Source organism: Curvibacter fontanus, from assembly GCF_054780335.1.
In genome coordinates, this window is record NZ_BAAGWN010000010.1 from 1 (window position 1) to 16,408 (window position 16,408).

Here is a 16,408-nt window from a genome sequence, read left to right on the forward strand (position 1 = left end):
CGGCCCGACCAATCCTCGTGGCAACTTGCTGCTGAAGTTCCATGCGTTCGCTCTTGGTGAGTTTCATCGCAACCTCCAATGAGATCGCCGCAATGATACTTCCGTCTTAAACGTTACAGTCTACTAGGGTCTGTTCTGAGCCACTCGCTCACCCTTGCTCCGATCGCCAGGCTGCTGGTCAGCCCTGGCGATTCAATGCCGAAGAGATGGACCAGGCCCGGCACACCATGCTCGGCCGGACCCTGGACCATGAAATCTCGCGCTGCATCGCCCGGGCCGCTGATCTTGGGCCGTATGCCGGCATACCCGGCCAACAGGGCTCCATCGGGCAAACCCGGCCAGTACTTGCGGACCTCGGCGTAGAAGGCATCGCCGCGCGCCGGATCCACCACCAGGTCATCGGGCGTATCCACCCACTGTACGTCGGGACCGAACTTGGCCTGACCGCCGAGATCGATCGTGAGATGCACACCCAGGCCCGCAGCCTCGGGCACGGGATAGATCAAACGGGCAAAAGGCGAACGCCCGCCGAGCGTGAAGTAATTGCCCTTGGCGTAGTACTCGCCGGGGATGTGCACCGGGTCCAGGCCCTCGAAACGGCGCGCCAGTGTCGGTGCATGCACCCCGGACGCATTGACCACCGTGTGCGCACGCAGCTGTGTACCGTCACGGGCCTGGAGCTCGATGCCCTGCGCTGTGACACGTGCACCCTCCAGCGACGAGTTGAAGGCCACCATGCCACCGGCATGCTCCAGATCGCCCTGCAGTGACAGCATCAGACCGTGGCTGTCGACGATGCCGGTGCTCGGCGAGTGCACCGCGGCGACACATTCCAGCGCCGGCTCCAGGGCCCGTGCCTGCTCGCGTGTCAGCAGGACGAGATCGTGAACACCATTGGCTGCCGCCCTGGCGATGATCGCCTGCAAGGCGCCCCCTTGCTCCTGCGACGTGGCCACGATGAGCTTGCCACAACGCCGGTGTCCGATGCCGCGCTCGGCGCAGTAGTCGTAGAGCATCTGTTTTCCCTGCACGCAGAGCAGCGCCTTGAGCGAGCCCTGCGGGTAGTAGATGCCGGCATGGATGACCTCGCTGTTGCGCGAGCTGGTCTGCGTGCCGATGGCCGCCGCCGCTTCCAGCACGAGGACTTCACGCCCGGCCAGCGCCAGCGCGCGCGCCACCGCCAAGCCGACCACACCCGCGCCCACCACCACCACATCCACCTGCTCCACAGCTCAGCTCCTCAGAAGGGCAAAGCTGCAAGCATAAGCGAGCGAGCGGCCGGTCAGCCCTCTTCGCCGCCCAGGGCCTTGTAGAGCTGGGCCGCGGCCGACCACATGGCTCGGCGCACCTGGATCAGGCTCTGCTGCACCGTGAAGAGCTGGCGCTGCGCGTCCAGCACCTCGAGGAAGCTGCCCACGCCCTGGCGGTAACGCGCCTGGGCGATGTCGGCCGCGCGTTGCTGCGAACGCTCCTGCGCCTCCACGGCCTTGAGCTGCTCGGCCAGCTGATCGCGCGCGACCAGCAGATCGGCCACTTCGCGGAAGGCCTGCTGCACGGTGCGCTCGTAGTCGGCCACAGCAATGTTCTTGCGCACCGTGACCAGGTCCAGGTTGGCGCTGTTGCGGCCGTAGTCGAAGATCGGCAGGCTGATGCTGGGCGTGAAGCTCCAGGCATCGGATCCGCTCTTGAACAGGCCGTCGATCTCACGGCTGGCCGTTCCGGCCGAAGCGGTCAACGCGATGCGCGGGAAGAAGGCCGCGCGCGCCGCGCCGATGTTCGCATTGGCCGCCAGCAGGCGCTGCTCGGCCGCCAGCACGTCGGGGCGCCGCACCAGCACCTGCGAAGGTACATCGGCCTGCTGTTCCAGCGTGATGCCCTGCTCGGCCAGGGTCTTGCCCGCGGGCAGATCCTTCGGTTCGGCGCCCACCAGGGCGCGCAGGTAGTTGCGCGCGGCCGACTGCTGACGTAGCAGGGCCGACACCTCGGCGCGTGCACCTTCAAAAGCCGCATCGGCCTGCAGGTAGTCCAGGTCGCCGGCCAGGCCCGCCTGACGCCGGCGGTCCACCAGCTCGCGGGTCTGGGCCCGGGTCTCCAGCGCGGACTGGGCCAGAACCAGACGCTCCTGCGCCTCGTTCAGGGAGAGGTAGGCATCGGCCACGCTGGACACCAGCGTCAGACGGAAGGCGCGCTCGGCCTGCTCGGTCGCCAGGTAGGAGGCCTTGGCGGCCTCGCCGAGGCTGGCCACGCGCCCCCAGAAGTCCAGCTCGAAAGACGACAGGCCCACGTTGACGTCGGCCCGCTGGCCGATGACGGCGGCACCGGTGCTCGACAGGTCAGCCGGCGTGCGGCTGCGCGCCAGCGAGGCCCCCACATTCACAGTGGGCAGACGGTCGGCCCGCTGGATGCCGTAGAGCGCCTGGGCCTCGGCCACGCGGGCCGTGGCGATGCGCAGGTCGCGGTTGTGCTCCAGCGCAAGCTTGATCAGGGCGCGCAGACGCTCGTCCGGGAAGAAGCTGGCCCAGTCCACCGGCTTGCCCGGCGCCGCGGTGGCCTTGACGTCGTCGGGCCAGGCATCCGGCACAGAGAGCGCGGGACGCTCGTACGTGGGCGCGAAGGAACAGCCAGCCAGAGCCAGCAATGCGAGCAGAGCCGCATAACGAATTTGCTTAGGCGCCATGGTGGCCCTCCTCGGCTGCGGCCGCACCGCGCTGACGGCTGTGGCCCGGGAAGAAGCGGCTCACGACCAGATAAAACACCGGCACCAGGAAGATGGCCAGCACGGTGGCCGCGATCATGCCGCCCATCACGCCGGTGCCGATGGCGTGCCGGCTTTGGGCGCCGGCGCCGCTGGAGATGGCCAGCGGCAGCACGCCCACGATGAAAGCGATCGAGGTCATCAGGATGGGGCGCAGCCGCAGACGGCAGGCCTCCAGGATGGCCTCCCTGAGCGCCATGCCCTTGTCCTGCAGGCTGCGCGCGAACTCGATGATCAGGATGGCGTTCTTCGAGGACAGGCCGATGGTCGCGATCAGGCCGACCTTGAAGTAGACGTCGTTGGGCAGGCCGCGCATGTAAACCGCCAGCAGCGCGCCGAAGATGCCCAGCGGCACCACCAGCATGACCGAGAGCGGGATGGACCAGCTCTCGTAAAGCGCGGCCAGGCAGAGGAAGACCACGATCAGCGACACGGCGAACAGCAGAGGGGCCTGCGAGCCCGACAGGCTTTCCTCGAAGGAGGTGCCGGACCAGGCGTAACCGATGCCCGCAGGCAACTGACCGGCCATGTCACCCATGGCCTGCATGGCTTCGCCCGTGCTGCGGCCCGGGCCCGGGTTGCCCGAGAGCTTGACCGAAGGCACGCCGTTGTAGCGGTCGAGCTTGGGCGCGCCCACCATCCACAGGGGCTTGACCACCTCGGAGAGCGAAACCATGCCGCCGTTGCGGTTGCGCACCTGCACGCGCAGCATGGCTTCGGGGCTGGTACGCACCTGCGGCTCGGCCTGCAACTGCACGCGCAGGATACGCCCCTGGCGCTCGAAGTCGTTGATGTAGGACACGCCGAACAGGGTCTGCAGCGTCTCGTTGAGCGTCGCGATGTCCACGCCCAGGGTCTGGGCCTTCTCGCGGTCGATCTGCAACAGCAGCTGCGGGCCGGGCGGCATGCCTTCCATGCGCACGCCGGCCAGGGCCGGGTTGGAACCGGCCAGTTGCACGGCCAGGGCCTGCGCCTCGGCCAGCTTCTCACGCCCGAGGCCGCCGCGGTCCTGCAGGCGGAAGTCGAAACCGCCCACGGCCGCCAGTTCGGGAATCGCCGGCGGGTTGATGCTGAAGATGAAGGCCTGCTTGATGCCGAACAGGGCGCCGTTGGCGCGCTGGATCACGGCGGTGGAGCTGTTCTCCCTGGCATGGCGCTGGTCCCAGTTCTTCAGGCGCACGAAGATCAGGCCCGCGTTCTGGCCGCGACCGAAGAAGGAGAAACCGACCACGCCGATGGTGTGCTCCACCTCGGGCTGCTTCAGGAAGAACTGCTCGGCCTGGTGGATCACCTCCACCGTGCGCTCCTGGGTCGCGCCCGGCGGCAACTGCACCATGCTGATGAAATAACCCTGGTCTTCATCGGGCAGGAAGCTGCCCGGCAGCTTGCTGAACATCCAGAAGGTGGCGGCCAGGATGGCACCGTAGACGATCAGCCAGCGACCGGGCCGGCCCAGCATGCGGGTGACGTTGCGCACGTAAGCGCGTGTGGTGGCGGCAAAACCGCGGTTGAACCAACCGAAGAAACCGGTCGTGGGCAGTACGCCCGACTCACCTGGCTTGTGCTGCTTGAGCAGCGTGGCGCACAGGGCCGGCGTCAGCGTCAGGGCCATCAGGGCCGAGAACAGCATGGTCAGCACCAGGGTCACGGCGAACTGGCGATAGATCGCCCCCACCGAGCCGGAGAAGAAGGCCATGGGGATGAACACCGCCGAGAGCACCACGGTGATGCCGATGATGGCGCCCACGATCTGGTCCATGGCCTTGGCCGTGGCGTCACGCGGCGAGAGATGCTCCTCGCTCATGAGGCGCTCGACGTTTTCCACCACCACGATGGCGTCGTCCACCACGATGCCGATGGCCAGCACCATGGCAAACAGCGTGAGCACGTTGATCGAGTAGCCCAGCACGTACAGGCCCAATGCAGCGCCGATCAGCGAGATCGGCACCACGATGGTCGGGATCAGCGTGGCGCGGAAATTCTCGAGGAAGAGGTACATCACGACGAAGACCAGGAACACCGCTTCGAACAGGGTCTTGATCACTTCATTGATCGAGATATCGATGAAGGGCGTGGTGTCGTAGGGCACCTCCCAGGCCACGCCCTTGGGGAAATAACGCTCGAGCTCATGCATGCGCGCGCGCACGGCCTTGGCGGTGTCCAAGGCGTTGGCGCCCGGCGATACCTTGATGCCGACCGCCGCCGTGGGCTGGCTGTCCATGCGGGCGAAGATGGAATAGTCCTGCGCCCCCAGCTCCACACGCGCCACGTCGCGCACACGCACCAGGGAGCCGTCCGGCTGGGCCCGCACGACCACGTTGCCGAACTCCTCGGGCGAGGTCAGTCGGCCGCGTGTGGTCACGGTGGCCGCGTATTCCATGCCCTTGGGCGAGGGGGGCTGATTGATTTCGCCCACGGCCAGCAGCACGTTCTGCGTACGCACGGCGTTGATCACTTCGCCCGGGGTCAGGCGGTAGGCGGTCAGCTTGTCCGGGTCGACCCACAGGCGCATGGCGTATTCGGAACCGAAAAGCTGGGCCTCGCCTACGCCCGGCACACGCCGCAGTTCATCGATCACACTGGCGGCCACATAACTGGCCAGGTCCACGCCCTTGAGGCTCTGGTCCGGGGAATACAGCGTGATGAACATCAGGTAGTTGCGCCGCGTCTTGGTCACGTTGATACCGAGGCGTTTGACCTCGTCGGGCAGGCGTGCCTCGACGCGCTTGATGCGGTTCTGCGTCTCGACCGAGGCAATCTCGACGTTGGTCCCGGTCTTGAAGGTCAGGTTGATGGTGCCGGTGCTCTGCTCGGAGGACGAATCCATGTAGAGCAGGTTCTCGATGCCGTTCATCTCCTGCTCGATCAGGGCCACCACCGTGTCCTCGACCACCTTGGCCGAGGCGCCTGGGTAGGTCACATTGATGGCCAGCGCGGGCGGCGCCACCTCGGGGTACTGGGCCACCGGCAACTGGCGCAGGGCCAGCGCGCCGGCCAGGATGATGACCAGGGCGATCACCCAGGCAAAAACCGGGCGGTCTATGAAAAATTTAGCCATGGTCTTTTACTTTCCCTGCGTGGCGGGTGCGCCGGCAGGCGGTGCCGGCGTCCAGGGCACGGGCTTGACGACGCTGCCCGGGCGGGCCTTCATATGACCTTCGACGATCACCTGCTCGCCACCGGCCAGGCCACCCGTGATGGTCCAGGTGCTGCCGCTCATGCCGCCCAGCCTGACCGGCCGCGGCGCGACCTTGCCCTCGGCGTCCACGACGAGCACCGCGGCGCCGGCCTGGGACAACATGACGGCGCGTTGCGGCAGCGTGATCAGCTTGTCGGCCTTGGCCTGGGCATAACGCACGCGCACGAACATGCCGGGCAGCAGTTCTTTCTTGGGGTTCGGAAACTCGGCGCGCATGGAGACGGCACCCGTGCCCGGATCCACCGCGAGGTCCGAGAACAGCAGCTTGCCCGTCAGCGGATAGACGCTGTCGTCCTCCAGCACAAGCTCCATCCGCGCCCTGCTGGCGCTGCGCCAGCGGCCGCTCTTGATGGCATCACGCAGGGCCAGCAGCTCGGCGCTGCTCTGCGTGAAGTTCACATAGATCGGGTCGATCTGCTCGATGGTGGCCAGTTGCGTCGCTTCGCCACGGCCGACCAACGCGCCTTCGGTCACCTGCGTGCGGCCGATGCGGCCCGGGATCGGTGCCGGCACCGTGGTGTTTTCCAGATCCAGTTCGGCGCGCGACAGCGCAGCCTCGGTCTGACGCAGACGGGCTTCGGCGGTATCGAGTTCCTGCTGGCTCACGGCCTTCATCTCGACCAGGGGGCGGTAGCGGTTCACCACGGCCCGCGCAGCGGCGGCATCGGCCTTGGCGGCCTCGTAGCTGGTGCGGTAGGTCCGCGGATCGATCCGGTACAGGGGTGCGCCAGCCTTGACGTCCGAGCCTTCGATGAACAGACGCTTCTCGACGATGCCTTCAACACGCGCGCGCACCTGGGCCGTGCGCCAGGCCTGCAGGCGACCCGGCAGGTCCTTGGTCAGCAGGGCCTCGCCCTGCCGGGCGACGACCACGGCCACCTCGGCCGGCGGCGGTGCGGCGCCCGACCCGGCCGCAGCCGGCTTGGGCGCATCGGACTTGCCGCAGGCGCTGAGCAGAACGGTCAGCGTCGCTGCGGCGAAGACGGAACGGTAGGCAAATGATTTCATGCAAGTTTTCCTTCAATGCGCCCGGGCGCCCGCAGGGGGTGCGTAGGCCCGTAAAAAACAATCGACGGTCTGTGCAATCCGGCCAGGCTGCTGGGGACAGGTCGAAGCCATGCCGAACAGGTGCAGATCCCGCTGGGTGCCGGTCAGCAGGCTGATCAGCATGTCGGCCGCCAGCTCCGGGGCTTCCTCGCGCAGTTCGCCACGCTGCATGGCCTCACGCAACAAGCGCGCCAGCTCAACCCCGGCCAGTTGCCAGGATTCGTAAACAGCCCGCGCAAGTTCCGGGAAACGCGGTGATTCGGCGACCAGCATGCGGTACAGGGCGAGGCCTTGCTCGCTCATGGCCTGGGACTGGAAAGATTCGGCAAAACGCAGCAGATCCTCGCGCACCGAGCCGGAGCGTGCGACCAGATCGATCAGCAACACATTGACCAGGCCGGTCAGCGCCTCACGGAACAGACTGTCCTTGTTGCCACAGTGGTGGTAGAGCGTCTGCTTGACCACACCGGCCCGACGGGCAATATCGTCCATGCTGGCGCCGTACCCCTTCTCGCAAAAGGAGTCCAGGGCCGCTTCAAGGATGCGCGCGCGTGTGTCCGCTGTCATAGGGTTGTGTGCCGAAACCGGTTTGGGGCCGGGCTTGATGCATATCAAACCCGGCATGCCCGCGATCATACTAGACTCATGAGTCTAGTTCTTTCCGAGGGCCGTAAAGTAAGGTGAAGCGGGCAAAGCAAAAGGGCCACGACTTGCGTCGTGGCCCTTGGCTGATCTGGTGGGCGATACATGGATCGAACATGTGACCCCTGCAGTGTGAATGCAGTGCTCTACCGCTGAGCTAATCGCCCTGAATGGGTGCTGAAAGCGCCCGCGCTCTCAGGAAAACCAGCATTATGCCACAAGAGACGACACGCGTCTCAGGCCTGGGCTCGCCAGACGGTCTTGCCACCGCTGGCTTTGTCGAGCTGGGCCAGCATGTCCTCATGCGCGGCGAGCTCCTGCTCGGACGCGCTCAGCACGGGCAGTTCGAAACGGCTCAGATCCACGCGCTCGAAATTGCCGGCACTTCCGGCCGCTTCGGACACGTCGATCAGCAGCGCGTCCTGGCCGCGCGTGAGATTGATGTAGACGTCGGCCAGCAGCTCGGCATCCAGCAGGGCGCCGTGCAGCGTGCGACCCGAGTTGTCCACACCCAGGCGATCGCACAGGGCGTCCAGCGAGTTGCGCTTACCGGGGAACATCTCCTTGGCCATGGCCAGGGTGTCGGTCACGCCGGCCACGAACTGGGTAAAACGCGGTTTGCCTATCAGTTCCAGCTCCTTGTTCAGGAAACCGACGTCGAAGGCCGCGTTGTGGATGATGATCTCGGCGCCCTGCAGATAGGCCAGCATCTCCTCGGCCACTTCAGCGAACCTGGGTTTGTCGCGCAGGAATTCGTTGCTGATGCCGTGCACGCGCAGCGCATCCTCGTGGCTGTCACGCCCGGGGTTCAGGTAGAAGTGCAGGTTGTTGCCGGTGAGCTTGCGGTTGAGCAGCTCCACACAGCCGATTTCGATGATGCGGTCGCCGCCTTCGGCTGAGAGACCCGTGGTTTCAGTGTCGAGGACGATCTGGCGCATGAAGAATGATGACGCTGCGCGTCTATGACGAAATGACTGAATAAAAAATACAGGGAGTCATTTTGTCATGCGGCGCAGCCGTGTCATTCCGTCAGTGGTTTTCCTTGGCGTGGTTGATGGAGTACTTCGGTATCTCCACCACCACGTCCTGCTGGGCCAGGATGGCCTGGCAACTCAGGCGCGACTGCGGCTCCAGGCCCCAGGCGCGGTCCAGCAGGTCTTCCTCGCTCTCGTCCGGCTCGTTGAGCGTGTCGTACCCCTTGCGGACAATCACGTGGCAGGTCGTGCAGGCGCAGCTCATGTCGCAGGCGTGCTCGATGTTGATGTGGTTGTCCAGCATGGCCTCGCAGATCGAGGTGCCGGCCGGCGCCTTGATCTCGGCGCCCTGCGGGCAGTACTCGGGATGGGGAAGGATCTTGATGACAGGCATGCTGCTTCTTTCCGTAAAGGCTCAGACAGCCTCGATGTTCTTGCCGGCCAGGGCCTGCCGGATGCCGCGGTTCATGCGCAGTGCGGCAAAGGCTTCGGTGCCCTTGGCCAGGGCCTCGGTGGCCGCGTCGATGGTGGCCACCTCCTCCTGGGTGCGGATGTTCTCCAGCGCGGCCATCAGGCCATCGATGGCGCTGCGCTCCTCGCTGGACAGCAGGTCGCCGTCAGCCGCCAGCGCCGTGCGCGTGGCCATCAGCATGCGATCGGCCTCGACGCGGGCTTCCACCAGGGCGCGGGCGCGCATGTCCTCCTGCGCGGTGCTGAAGCTCTCCTGCAGCATCTTCGCGATCTGCTCGTCACCCAGGCCGTAGGAAGGCTTGACGGTGATGCTGGTTTCCACACCGCTGGTCTGCTCACGCGCACCCACCTGCAGCAGGCCATCGGCATCGATGGTGAAGGTCACGCGGATGCGCGCGGCGCCGGCCGCCATGGGCGGAATGCCGCGCAGCTCGAAACGCGCCAGGCTGCGGCAGTCGCCCACGAGGTCGCGTTCGCCCTGCACCACGTGCAGGGCCAGGGCGGTCTGGCCGTCCTTGTAGGTCGTGAAGTCCTGTGCCATGGCCGTCGGGATGGTCTGGTTGCGTGGCACGATGCGCTCGACCAGCCCCCCCATGGTCTCCAGCCCCAAGGACAGCGGAATCACATCCAGCAGCAGCAGGTCGCCGCCCGGGTTGTTGCCCGCCAGCTGGTTGGCCTGGATTGCAGCGCCCAGGGCCACCACCTCGTCCGGGTTCAGATTGATCAAAGGCTCACGCCCGAAGAACGTGCCCACGGTGCGGCGAATCACCGGCATGCGCGTGGAGCCGCCCACCATGACCACCCCCTGCACTTCGTCCACCGCCAGCTTCGCATCACGCAGCACCTTGCGCACGGCCGTCATGGTGCGCGTTGTCAGCGTCGTGGTGCAGGTCTCGAACTGGTCGCGGTTCAGCGACAGGTCCAGCGCGCCGCTGGAAAGCTCGATCTCGGCTGTCACGATCTCCTCGTCCGACAGGGCCTCCTTGGCCTCGCGCGCCTCGGCCATGATGCGTGCCTGGTCTTCGGGGGTGTCGGCGCTCAGGCCGGCTTCAGCCAGCATCCACTCGGCCAGCGCGCGGTCATAGTCGTCGCCGCCCAGGGCCGAATCACCCCCGGTGGCGATGACCTCGAACACGCCCCGTGAGAGCCGCAGGATGGAAATGTCGAAGGTACCGCCACCCAGGTCGTAGACGGCATAGATGCCCTCGCTGGCGTTGTCCAGGCCGTAGGCGATGGCGGCGGCCGTCGGCTCGTTGATCAGGCGCAGCACGTTGAGGCCGGCCAGCTGGGCCGCGTCCTTGGTGGCCTGGCGCTGGGCGTCGTCGAAATAGGCCGGCACCGTGATGACGGCGCCGTACAAATCGTCGTTGAAGCTGTCCTCGGCACGGTAGCGCAGCGTGGCGAGGATCTCGGCGCTGATCTCCACCGGCGTCTTCTCACCGGCGATGGTGCGCACACGCACCATGCCGGGTGCGTCCACGAGCGCATAAGGCAGTTTGCCGGCGTTGGCGATATCGGCCAGGCCACGCCCCATGAGGCGCTTGACGGAGGCAATGGTGTTGCCCGGGTCGTTGATCTGCTGCGCCAGGGCCTCATGGCCGATCTGCCGGTCGCCCTGGGGCAGGTAGCGCACCACCGACGGCAGGATCACGCGCCCCTGGTCGTCGGGCAGGCACTCGGCCACGCCGTTGCGCACGGCGGCCACCAGGGAATGGGTCGTGCCCAGGTCGATGCCCACCGCGATACGCCGCTGGTGCGGGTCGGGGGCCTGGCCGGGTTCGGAAATCTGCAGCAGTGCCATCGTTGTTCTGTTCTGGTTCAGGCGGCGATTGTCACCCGAGCCGGCTTTCCATCGTCTCGTAACGGGTTTCGATGTCACGGGCAAAACGCTCGATGAACATCAGCGCCCTCACCTGCGCCACGGCGCCGGCATAGTCCTTGGTCTGGTCCAGCAGTTGCTCGCAGCGCTGCAACAGACCGTGTCGGCGACGGCCGACCTCGTCATTCAGGGCCTCGAGGGCCGGGATCTCCTGTGCATCGTCGAGCGCCTCGCGCCACTCCATCTGCTGCATCAGGAACTCGGCCGGCATGGCCGTGTTGTTCTCGGCATTCACCGGAACGCCGTGCAGTTCGCACAGGTAGGCGGCGCGCCTGAGCGGGTCCTTCAGTCGCTGGTAGGCCTCGTTGATGCGCACCGACCACTGCATGGCGACCCGCTGGGCCGCCGCCCCCTGGGCGGCGAACTTGTCGGGATGCACCTCGCGTTGCAGGTCCTTCCAGCGCGCATCGATGGCGGCGCGTTCCTGGGCGAACTGCTGCGGCAGGCCGAACAGTTCGAAGTCGTCAGACTGGAGATTCACACCCGAAACGATTCACCACAACCGCAACGATCTCGCTCATTGGGGTTGTTGAAGCGGAAGCCTTCGTTCAGGCCCTCGCGCACAAAGTCGAGCTGGGTGCCGTCGATGTAGGACAGGCTCTTGGGGTCGATCAGCACCTTGACACCATGGTCTTCAAAGACGATGTCCTCGGGGGCGATCTCGTCCACGTACTCGAGCTTGTAAGCCAGGCCCGAACAGCCGGTGGTCTTGACACCCAGGCGCACACCCACGCCCTTGCCGCGCTTGGAAAGGTAGCGGGTCACATGCCGGGCCGCGGCTTCGGTCAGGGAAACAGCCATTTCAGTCTTTCATACCCATTCACCCATGTCCCAAGACCAAGGCACCCGTGGAGCCGGCTTTGCCGGGCCACTGGGTGCGCCCCCTTGAGGGGGAAGCGCCGAAGGCGCTTCGGGGGTGTGTCATTCAGTGCGCGTGTTTCTTGCGGTAGTCGTCCACCGCGGCCTTGATGGCGTCTTCCGCCAGGATGGAGCAATGGATCTTGACCGGCGGCAGGGCCAGTTCTTCGGCGATCACGCTGTTCTTCAGCGCCGCGGCCTGGTCCAGGGTCTTGCCCTTGACCCACTCGGTCACGAGCGAGCTCGAAGCGATGGCCGAACCGCAACCGTAGGTCTTGAAGCGTGCATCCTCGATGACACCGGTGCTCGGGTTCACCTTGATCTGCAGCTTCATCACGTCGCCGCAGGCGGGCGCGCCCACCATGCCGGTGCCGACCGTGTCGTCGCCCTTGTCGAAGGAGCCGACGTTGCGCGGGTTTTCATAGTGGTCAACGACTTTTTCACTGTATGCCATGATGCTTCTCCTTCGGCCTCAATGAGCCGCCCATTGAATCGTGCTGAGGTCCACGCCATCCTGGAACATCTCCCACAGGGGGCTCAGCTCGCGCAGCTTGGCCACGTTGTGCTTGATGGTCGTGATGGCGTAATCGATTTCTTCCTCGGTCGTGAAACGACCGATGGTCATGCGCAGGCTGCTGTGCGCCAGTTCGTCGCTGCGGCCCAGGGCGCGCAGCACATAGCTGGGTTCCAGGCTGGCCGAGGTGCAGGCCGAGCCGGACGACACAGCCAGGCCCTTGATGCCCATGATCAGCGACTCGCCTTCGACGTAGTTGAAGCTCATGTTCAGGTTCTGCGGCACGCGTTTTTCCAGGCTGCCGTTGACAAACACCTGCTCGATGTCCTTGAGGCCGTCCAGCAGGCGCTGCTGCAGCTTGCGGGCCTTGGCCAGGTCCTGGGCCATCTCGGCCTTGGCAATGCGGAAAGCCTCGCCCATGCCGACGATCTGGTGGGTCGGCAGGGTGCCCGAACGCATGCCGCGCTCATGGCCGCCACCGTGGATCTGCGCCTCGATGCGCACGCGCGGCTTGCGACGCACATAAAGGGCGCCAATGCCCTTGGGGCCATAGGTCTTGTGGGCTGTCATGCTCATCAGGTCGATGGGCAGCTGGTTCATGTCGATCTCGACACGGCCCGTGGCCTGGGCGGCATCCACATGCAGCAGGATGCCCTTTTCACGGCAATAGGCGCCGATCGCGGGAATGTCCTGGATCACGCCGATTTCGTTGTTCACGAAGAGGATGCTGATCAGGATGGTGTCGGGGCGGACGGCCGCCTTCAGCGCATCCAGGTTCACCAGGCCGTCTTCCTGCACGTCCAGATAGGTCACCTCGAAACCCTGACGCTCCAGCTCGCGCATGGTGTCCAGCACGGCCTTGTGCTCGGTCTTGAGGGTGATCAGGTGCTTGCCCTTGCCCTTGTAGAACTGGGCTGCGCCCTTGAGGGCCAGGTTGATGGACTCGGTGGCCCCCGAGGTCCAGACGATCTCGCGCGGGTCGGCGCCGATCAGGTCGGCCACCTGGGCACGCGCCTTTTCCACGGCCTCCTCGGCTTCCCAGCCCCAGGCGTGGCTGCGCGAAGCCGGGTTGCCGAAGTGCTCGCGCAACCAGGGAATCATGGCGTCCACCACACGCGGGTCGCAAGGCGTGGTGGCACCGTAATCCATGTAGATGGGAAAGTGGGGCGTCATGTCCATACAGGTCTGCGAAAACAAGGAATCAATACGAATAAAGGCCGCTCAGGACTTGGAGTAGGCATTGCCCAGCGCGAACACCGAATTGGGCGCATTCACGCGCACCGGCTTGACCACCGGGGCGCTGGAAATGGCGCGCTTGACCGTAGGCTTGTCCTCAATCGTGATGCCCTTGGCCAGTTGGTCGTCCACCAGCTTCTGCAGGGTGACCGAGTCCAGAAACTCGACCATGCGGGTGTTCAGGGAGGCCCAGAGCTCGTGCGTCATGCAGCGGCCGCCCTCGCCCAGGCAGTTTTCCTTGCCACCGCACTGGGTGGCGTCAATCGGTTCGTCCACCGACAGGATGATGTCGGCCACGGTGATCTCGGCCGCCTTGCGCGCCAGGGTGTAACCGCCGCCGGGGCCGCGGGTGGACTCGACCAGCTCATGGCGGCGCAACTTGCCAAACAACTGCTCCAGATAGGACAGGGAAATCTGCTGCCGCTGGCTGATGGCGGCCAGGGTCACAGGGCCGTTGTTCTGGCGCAGGGCCAGATCAATCATGGCGGTGACCGCAAAACGGCCTTTGGTCGTGAGGCGCATGGCAAGCTCCTATTCCGAGTAATGGACTCAAGTTTACCAAAAAACCCAGCTGGGCGCTCGGGATAGCGGCAGTTCAGCGTAAGTGCTTGTCAACACTGGGATTTCCCTGGCTCAGCGGGCCGCCGGCAGGCCGTCCGGATGGTCCGGCACGGCCGCCCCGAAGGCCCGGGCCTTGAGCAAACCCAGCTGGTCGCGCACGCGGGCGGCCTGCTCGAACTCCAGGTTTCGTGCGTGTTCCAGCATCAGCTTTTCCAGGCGCTTGATCTCGCGCGCAATGTCCTTTTCGCTCATGTCCTCGACCTGGGCGCGGGCCATGGCCTCCTGCTCCAGACGCTCGGCCTCGCGGCCGGCTTTCTCGCTGTAGACCCCGTCGATCAGGTCACGCACCTGCTTGACGATGGCGCGCGGCGTGATGCCGTGTGCCGTGTTGTGCGTCACCTGCCTGGCCCGGCGGCGCTCGGTCTCGCCGATGGCGCGGGCCATGGAGTCGGTGATGCGGTCCGCATAAAGGATGGCCCGGCCATTGAGGTTGCGCGCAGCCCGGCCTATGGTCTGGATCAATGAGCGCTCGGAGCGCAGGAAACCCTCCTTGTCGGCATCCAGGATGGCCACCAGCGAGACCTCGGGGATGTCCAGGCCTTCGCGCAGCAGGTTGATGCCCACCAGCACGTCGAAAGCCCCCAGGCGCAGGTCGCGCAGGATCTCCACCCGCTCCACCGTGTCCACATCGCTGTGCAGGTAACGCACCTTGACGCCGTTGTCGGTCAGGTAGTCGGTCAGCTGCTCGGCCATGCGTTTGGTCAGGGTGGTGATGAGCACCCGCTCGTGTTTCTCCACGCGGATGCGGATTTCCTGCAGCACGTCGTCCACCTGATGGGTCGCAGGGCGCACCTCGACCGCCGGGTCCACCAGGCCGGTGGGGCGCACCAGCTGCTCCACCACCTGGCCGGTGTGCTCGTTTTCCCAGTTGCCCGGCGTTGCCGAGACAAACACCGCCTGGCGCATCTTGGTCTCGAACTCCTCGAACTTCAGCGGCCGGTTGTCCAGCGCGCTGGGCAGGCGGAAGCCGTACTCCACCAGGGTGGTCTTGCGCGCCCGGTCGCCGTTGTACATGCCGCCGAACTGACCGATCAGCACATGGCTCTCGTCCAGGAACATCAGCGCGTCCTTGGGCAGATAGTCGGTCAGCGTGGGCGGCGGTTCACCCGGTGCGGCGCCGGACAGGTGGCGCGTGTAGTTCTCGATGCCCTTGCAGTGGCCGACCTCGCTCAGCATTTCCAGGTCAAAGCGGGTGCGCTGCTCCAGACGCTGGGCCTCCACCAGCTTGCCCATGCCCACCAGCTCCTTGAGGCGTTCGGCCAGCTCCACCTTGATGGTCTCCACGGCGTTGAGCACCTGCTCCCGCGGTGTCACGTAATGGCTGCTGGGGTAGACGGTGAAGCGCGGGATCTTCTGGCGGATGCGGCCGGTCAGCGGATCGAAGAGCTGCAGGCTCTCGATCTCGTCGTCAAACAATTCGATGCGCAGGGCCAGCTCCGAGTGCTCGGCCGGAAACACGTCGATGGTGTCGCCGCGCACGCGGAACTTGCCGCGTCCGAAATCCATGTCATTGCGCTGGTACTGCATGCGCACCAGCTGGGCGATCACGTCGCGCTGGCCCAGCTTGTCGCCGGCGCGCAGGGTCATCACCATCTGGTGGTAGGCCTCGGGTTTGCCGATACCGTAGATGGCCGAGACCGTGGCCACGATGACCACGTCGCGCCGCTCCAGCAGGCTCTTGGTGCAGCTCAGGCGCATCTGCTCGATGTGCTCGTTGATCGCGCTGTCCTTCTCGATGAAGAGGTCGCGCTGCGGCACATAGGCCTCGGGCTGGTAATAGTCGTAGTAGCTGACAAAGTACTCCACGGCGTTCCTGGGGAAGAACTCGCGGAACTCGCTGTAGAGCTGGGCCGCCAGCGTCTTGTTGGGCGCGAACACGATGGCCGGCCGCCCCATGCGGGCGATCACATTGGCCATGGTGTAGGTCTTGCCCGAACCCGTCACGCCCAGCAGGGTCTGGTAGACCTCGCCGTTCTCCACCCCTTCCACCAGCTGCTTGATGGCTTCGGGCTGGTCGCCCGCGGGCGGATAGGGCTGGTAAAGCTCGAAGGGCGAACCGGGGTAACTGACAAAGTGGCCTTCGACAGGGCTGTCGGTGGCATTTGCCTCGGGCGCGGGGGCTGCTGATACGTCTTGCATGTCAAGCTGATGTGGACGGTTTGCGGAGCCCGTTAAAATTAGGGCCAACCCGAAAGAATACGTCATTCCGGTG

14 protein-coding genes and 1 tRNA gene are annotated in these 16,408 nt (G+C 65.6%); all 15 read right to left on the reverse strand.

The genetic code is table 11. The features are described from left to right. Positions 1-113 precede the first annotated feature (113 nt). Complete coding sequence (locus ACYVH8_RS05295; RefSeq protein WP_460487840.1) at positions 114-1,229, reverse strand: NAD(P)/FAD-dependent oxidoreductase; 1,116 nt, start codon at positions 1,227-1,229, stop codon at positions 114-116. Positions 1,230-1,282: 53 nt separating this feature from the next. Continuing rightward, positions 1,283-2,677 carry an efflux transporter outer membrane subunit gene (locus tag ACYVH8_RS05300; RefSeq protein ID WP_460487841.1) on the reverse strand — a complete coding sequence of 465 codons (1,395 nt, stop codon included), beginning with the start codon at positions 2,675-2,677 and terminating at the stop codon, positions 1,283-1,285. Continuing rightward, positions 2,667-5,813 (reverse strand): efflux RND transporter permease subunit, encoded by a 3,147-nt coding sequence (locus tag ACYVH8_RS05305; protein WP_460487842.1) that lies wholly within the window; start codon positions 5,811-5,813, stop codon positions 2,667-2,669. The genes ACYVH8_RS05300 and ACYVH8_RS05305 overlap by 11 nt, the downstream gene beginning before the upstream one ends. Positions 5,814-5,819: 6 nt before the next feature. Next, positions 5,820-6,962, reverse strand: a complete 1,143-nt coding sequence (locus ACYVH8_RS05310) for an efflux RND transporter periplasmic adaptor subunit (RefSeq protein ID WP_460487843.1) — start codon at positions 6,960-6,962, stop codon at positions 5,820-5,822. Between the two features lie 12 nt (positions 6,963-6,974). Next, positions 6,975-7,568, reverse strand: a complete 594-nt coding sequence (locus ACYVH8_RS05315; RefSeq protein WP_460487844.1) for a TetR/AcrR family transcriptional regulator — start codon at positions 7,566-7,568, stop codon at positions 6,975-6,977. 167 nt (positions 7,569-7,735) lie between these two features. After that, positions 7,736-7,810 (reverse strand) — tRNA-Val (locus ACYVH8_RS05320). A 69-nt stretch (positions 7,811-7,879) separates the two neighbouring features. Beyond that, the gene (gene dnaQ / locus ACYVH8_RS05325) at positions 7,880-8,581 is read right to left on the reverse strand and encodes a DNA polymerase III subunit epsilon (protein WP_460487845.1); all 702 of its coding nucleotides are present in this window, start codon (positions 8,579-8,581) and stop codon (positions 7,880-7,882) included. Positions 8,582-8,672: 91 nt separating this feature from the next. Beyond that, the gene (gene fdx / locus ACYVH8_RS05330; protein ID WP_460487846.1) at positions 8,673-9,011 is read right to left on the reverse strand and encodes an ISC system 2Fe-2S type ferredoxin; all 339 of its coding nucleotides are present in this window, start codon (positions 9,009-9,011) and stop codon (positions 8,673-8,675) included. A gap of 21 nt (positions 9,012-9,032) precedes the next feature. Further along, positions 9,033-10,889 carry a Fe-S protein assembly chaperone HscA gene (hscA, locus tag ACYVH8_RS05335; RefSeq protein WP_460487847.1) on the reverse strand — a complete coding sequence of 619 codons (1,857 nt, stop codon included), beginning with the start codon at positions 10,887-10,889 and terminating at the stop codon, positions 9,033-9,035. A gap of 31 nt (positions 10,890-10,920) precedes the next feature. Then, positions 10,921-11,448 carry a Fe-S protein assembly co-chaperone HscB gene (gene hscB, locus ACYVH8_RS05340; protein ID WP_460487848.1) on the reverse strand — a complete coding sequence of 176 codons (528 nt, stop codon included), beginning with the start codon at positions 11,446-11,448 and terminating at the stop codon, positions 10,921-10,923. Continuing rightward, positions 11,445-11,768 carry an iron-sulfur cluster assembly protein IscA gene (gene iscA, locus ACYVH8_RS05345; protein WP_460487849.1) on the reverse strand — a complete coding sequence of 108 codons (324 nt, stop codon included), beginning with the start codon at positions 11,766-11,768 and terminating at the stop codon, positions 11,445-11,447. Before iscA ends, hscB begins: the two co-directional genes overlap by 4 nt. Before the next feature lie 124 nt (positions 11,769-11,892). Beyond that, complete coding sequence (gene iscU, locus ACYVH8_RS05350) at positions 11,893-12,279, reverse strand: Fe-S cluster assembly scaffold IscU (protein WP_460487850.1); 387 nt, start codon at positions 12,277-12,279, stop codon at positions 11,893-11,895. A gap of 18 nt (positions 12,280-12,297) precedes the next feature. Next, positions 12,298-13,518 carry an IscS subfamily cysteine desulfurase gene (locus ACYVH8_RS05355; RefSeq protein WP_460487851.1) on the reverse strand — a complete coding sequence of 407 codons (1,221 nt, stop codon included), beginning with the start codon at positions 13,516-13,518 and terminating at the stop codon, positions 12,298-12,300. Between the two features lie 42 nt (positions 13,519-13,560). Continuing rightward, positions 13,561-14,097, reverse strand: a complete 537-nt coding sequence (gene iscR / locus ACYVH8_RS05360) for a Fe-S cluster assembly transcriptional regulator IscR (RefSeq protein ID WP_460487852.1) — start codon at positions 14,095-14,097, stop codon at positions 13,561-13,563. Between the two features lie 111 nt (positions 14,098-14,208). Beyond that, the gene (uvrB, locus tag ACYVH8_RS05365) at positions 14,209-16,335 is read right to left on the reverse strand and encodes an excinuclease ABC subunit UvrB (RefSeq protein ID WP_460487853.1); all 2,127 of its coding nucleotides are present in this window, start codon (positions 16,333-16,335) and stop codon (positions 14,209-14,211) included. Between the last annotated feature and the right edge of the window lie 73 nt (positions 16,336-16,408).

Excerpts from the sequence above, each read along its gene's own strand:
- ACYVH8_RS05300 (WP_460487841.1), bottom strand. The coding sequence starts at position 2,677 with ATGGCGCCTAAGCAAATTCGTTATGCGGCTCTGCTCGCATTGCTGGCT.
- iscR (WP_460487852.1), bottom strand. The coding sequence starts at position 14,097 with ATGCGCCTCACGACCAAAGGCCGTTTTGCGGTCACCGCCATGATTGAT.
- uvrB (WP_460487853.1), bottom strand. The coding sequence starts at position 16,335 with ATGCAAGACGTATCAGCAGCCCCCGCGCCCGAGGCAAATGCCACCGAC.
- iscU (WP_460487850.1), bottom strand. The coding sequence starts at position 12,279 with ATGGCATACAGTGAAAAAGTCGTTGACCACTATGAAAACCCGCGCAAC.
- ACYVH8_RS05305 (WP_460487842.1), bottom strand. The coding sequence starts at position 5,813 with ATGGCTAAATTTTTCATAGACCGCCCGGTTTTTGCCTGGGTGATCGCC.
- ACYVH8_RS05315 (WP_460487844.1), bottom strand. The coding sequence starts at position 7,568 with ATGACAGCGGACACACGCGCGCGCATCCTTGAAGCGGCCCTGGACTCC.
- ACYVH8_RS05310 (WP_460487843.1), bottom strand. The coding sequence starts at position 6,962 with ATGAAATCATTTGCCTACCGTTCCGTCTTCGCCGCAGCGACGCTGACC.
- fdx (WP_460487846.1), bottom strand. The coding sequence starts at position 9,011 with ATGCCTGTCATCAAGATCCTTCCCCATCCCGAGTACTGCCCGCAGGGC.
- hscA (WP_460487847.1), bottom strand. The coding sequence starts at position 10,889 with ATGGCACTGCTGCAGATTTCCGAACCCGGCCAGGCCCCCGACCCGCAC.
- dnaQ (WP_460487845.1), bottom strand. The coding sequence starts at position 8,581 with ATGCGCCAGATCGTCCTCGACACTGAAACCACGGGTCTCTCAGCCGAA.
- ACYVH8_RS05355 (WP_460487851.1), bottom strand. The coding sequence starts at position 13,518 with ATGGACATGACGCCCCACTTTCCCATCTACATGGATTACGGTGCCACC.
- iscA (WP_460487849.1), bottom strand. The coding sequence starts at position 11,768 with ATGGCTGTTTCCCTGACCGAAGCCGCGGCCCGGCATGTGACCCGCTAC.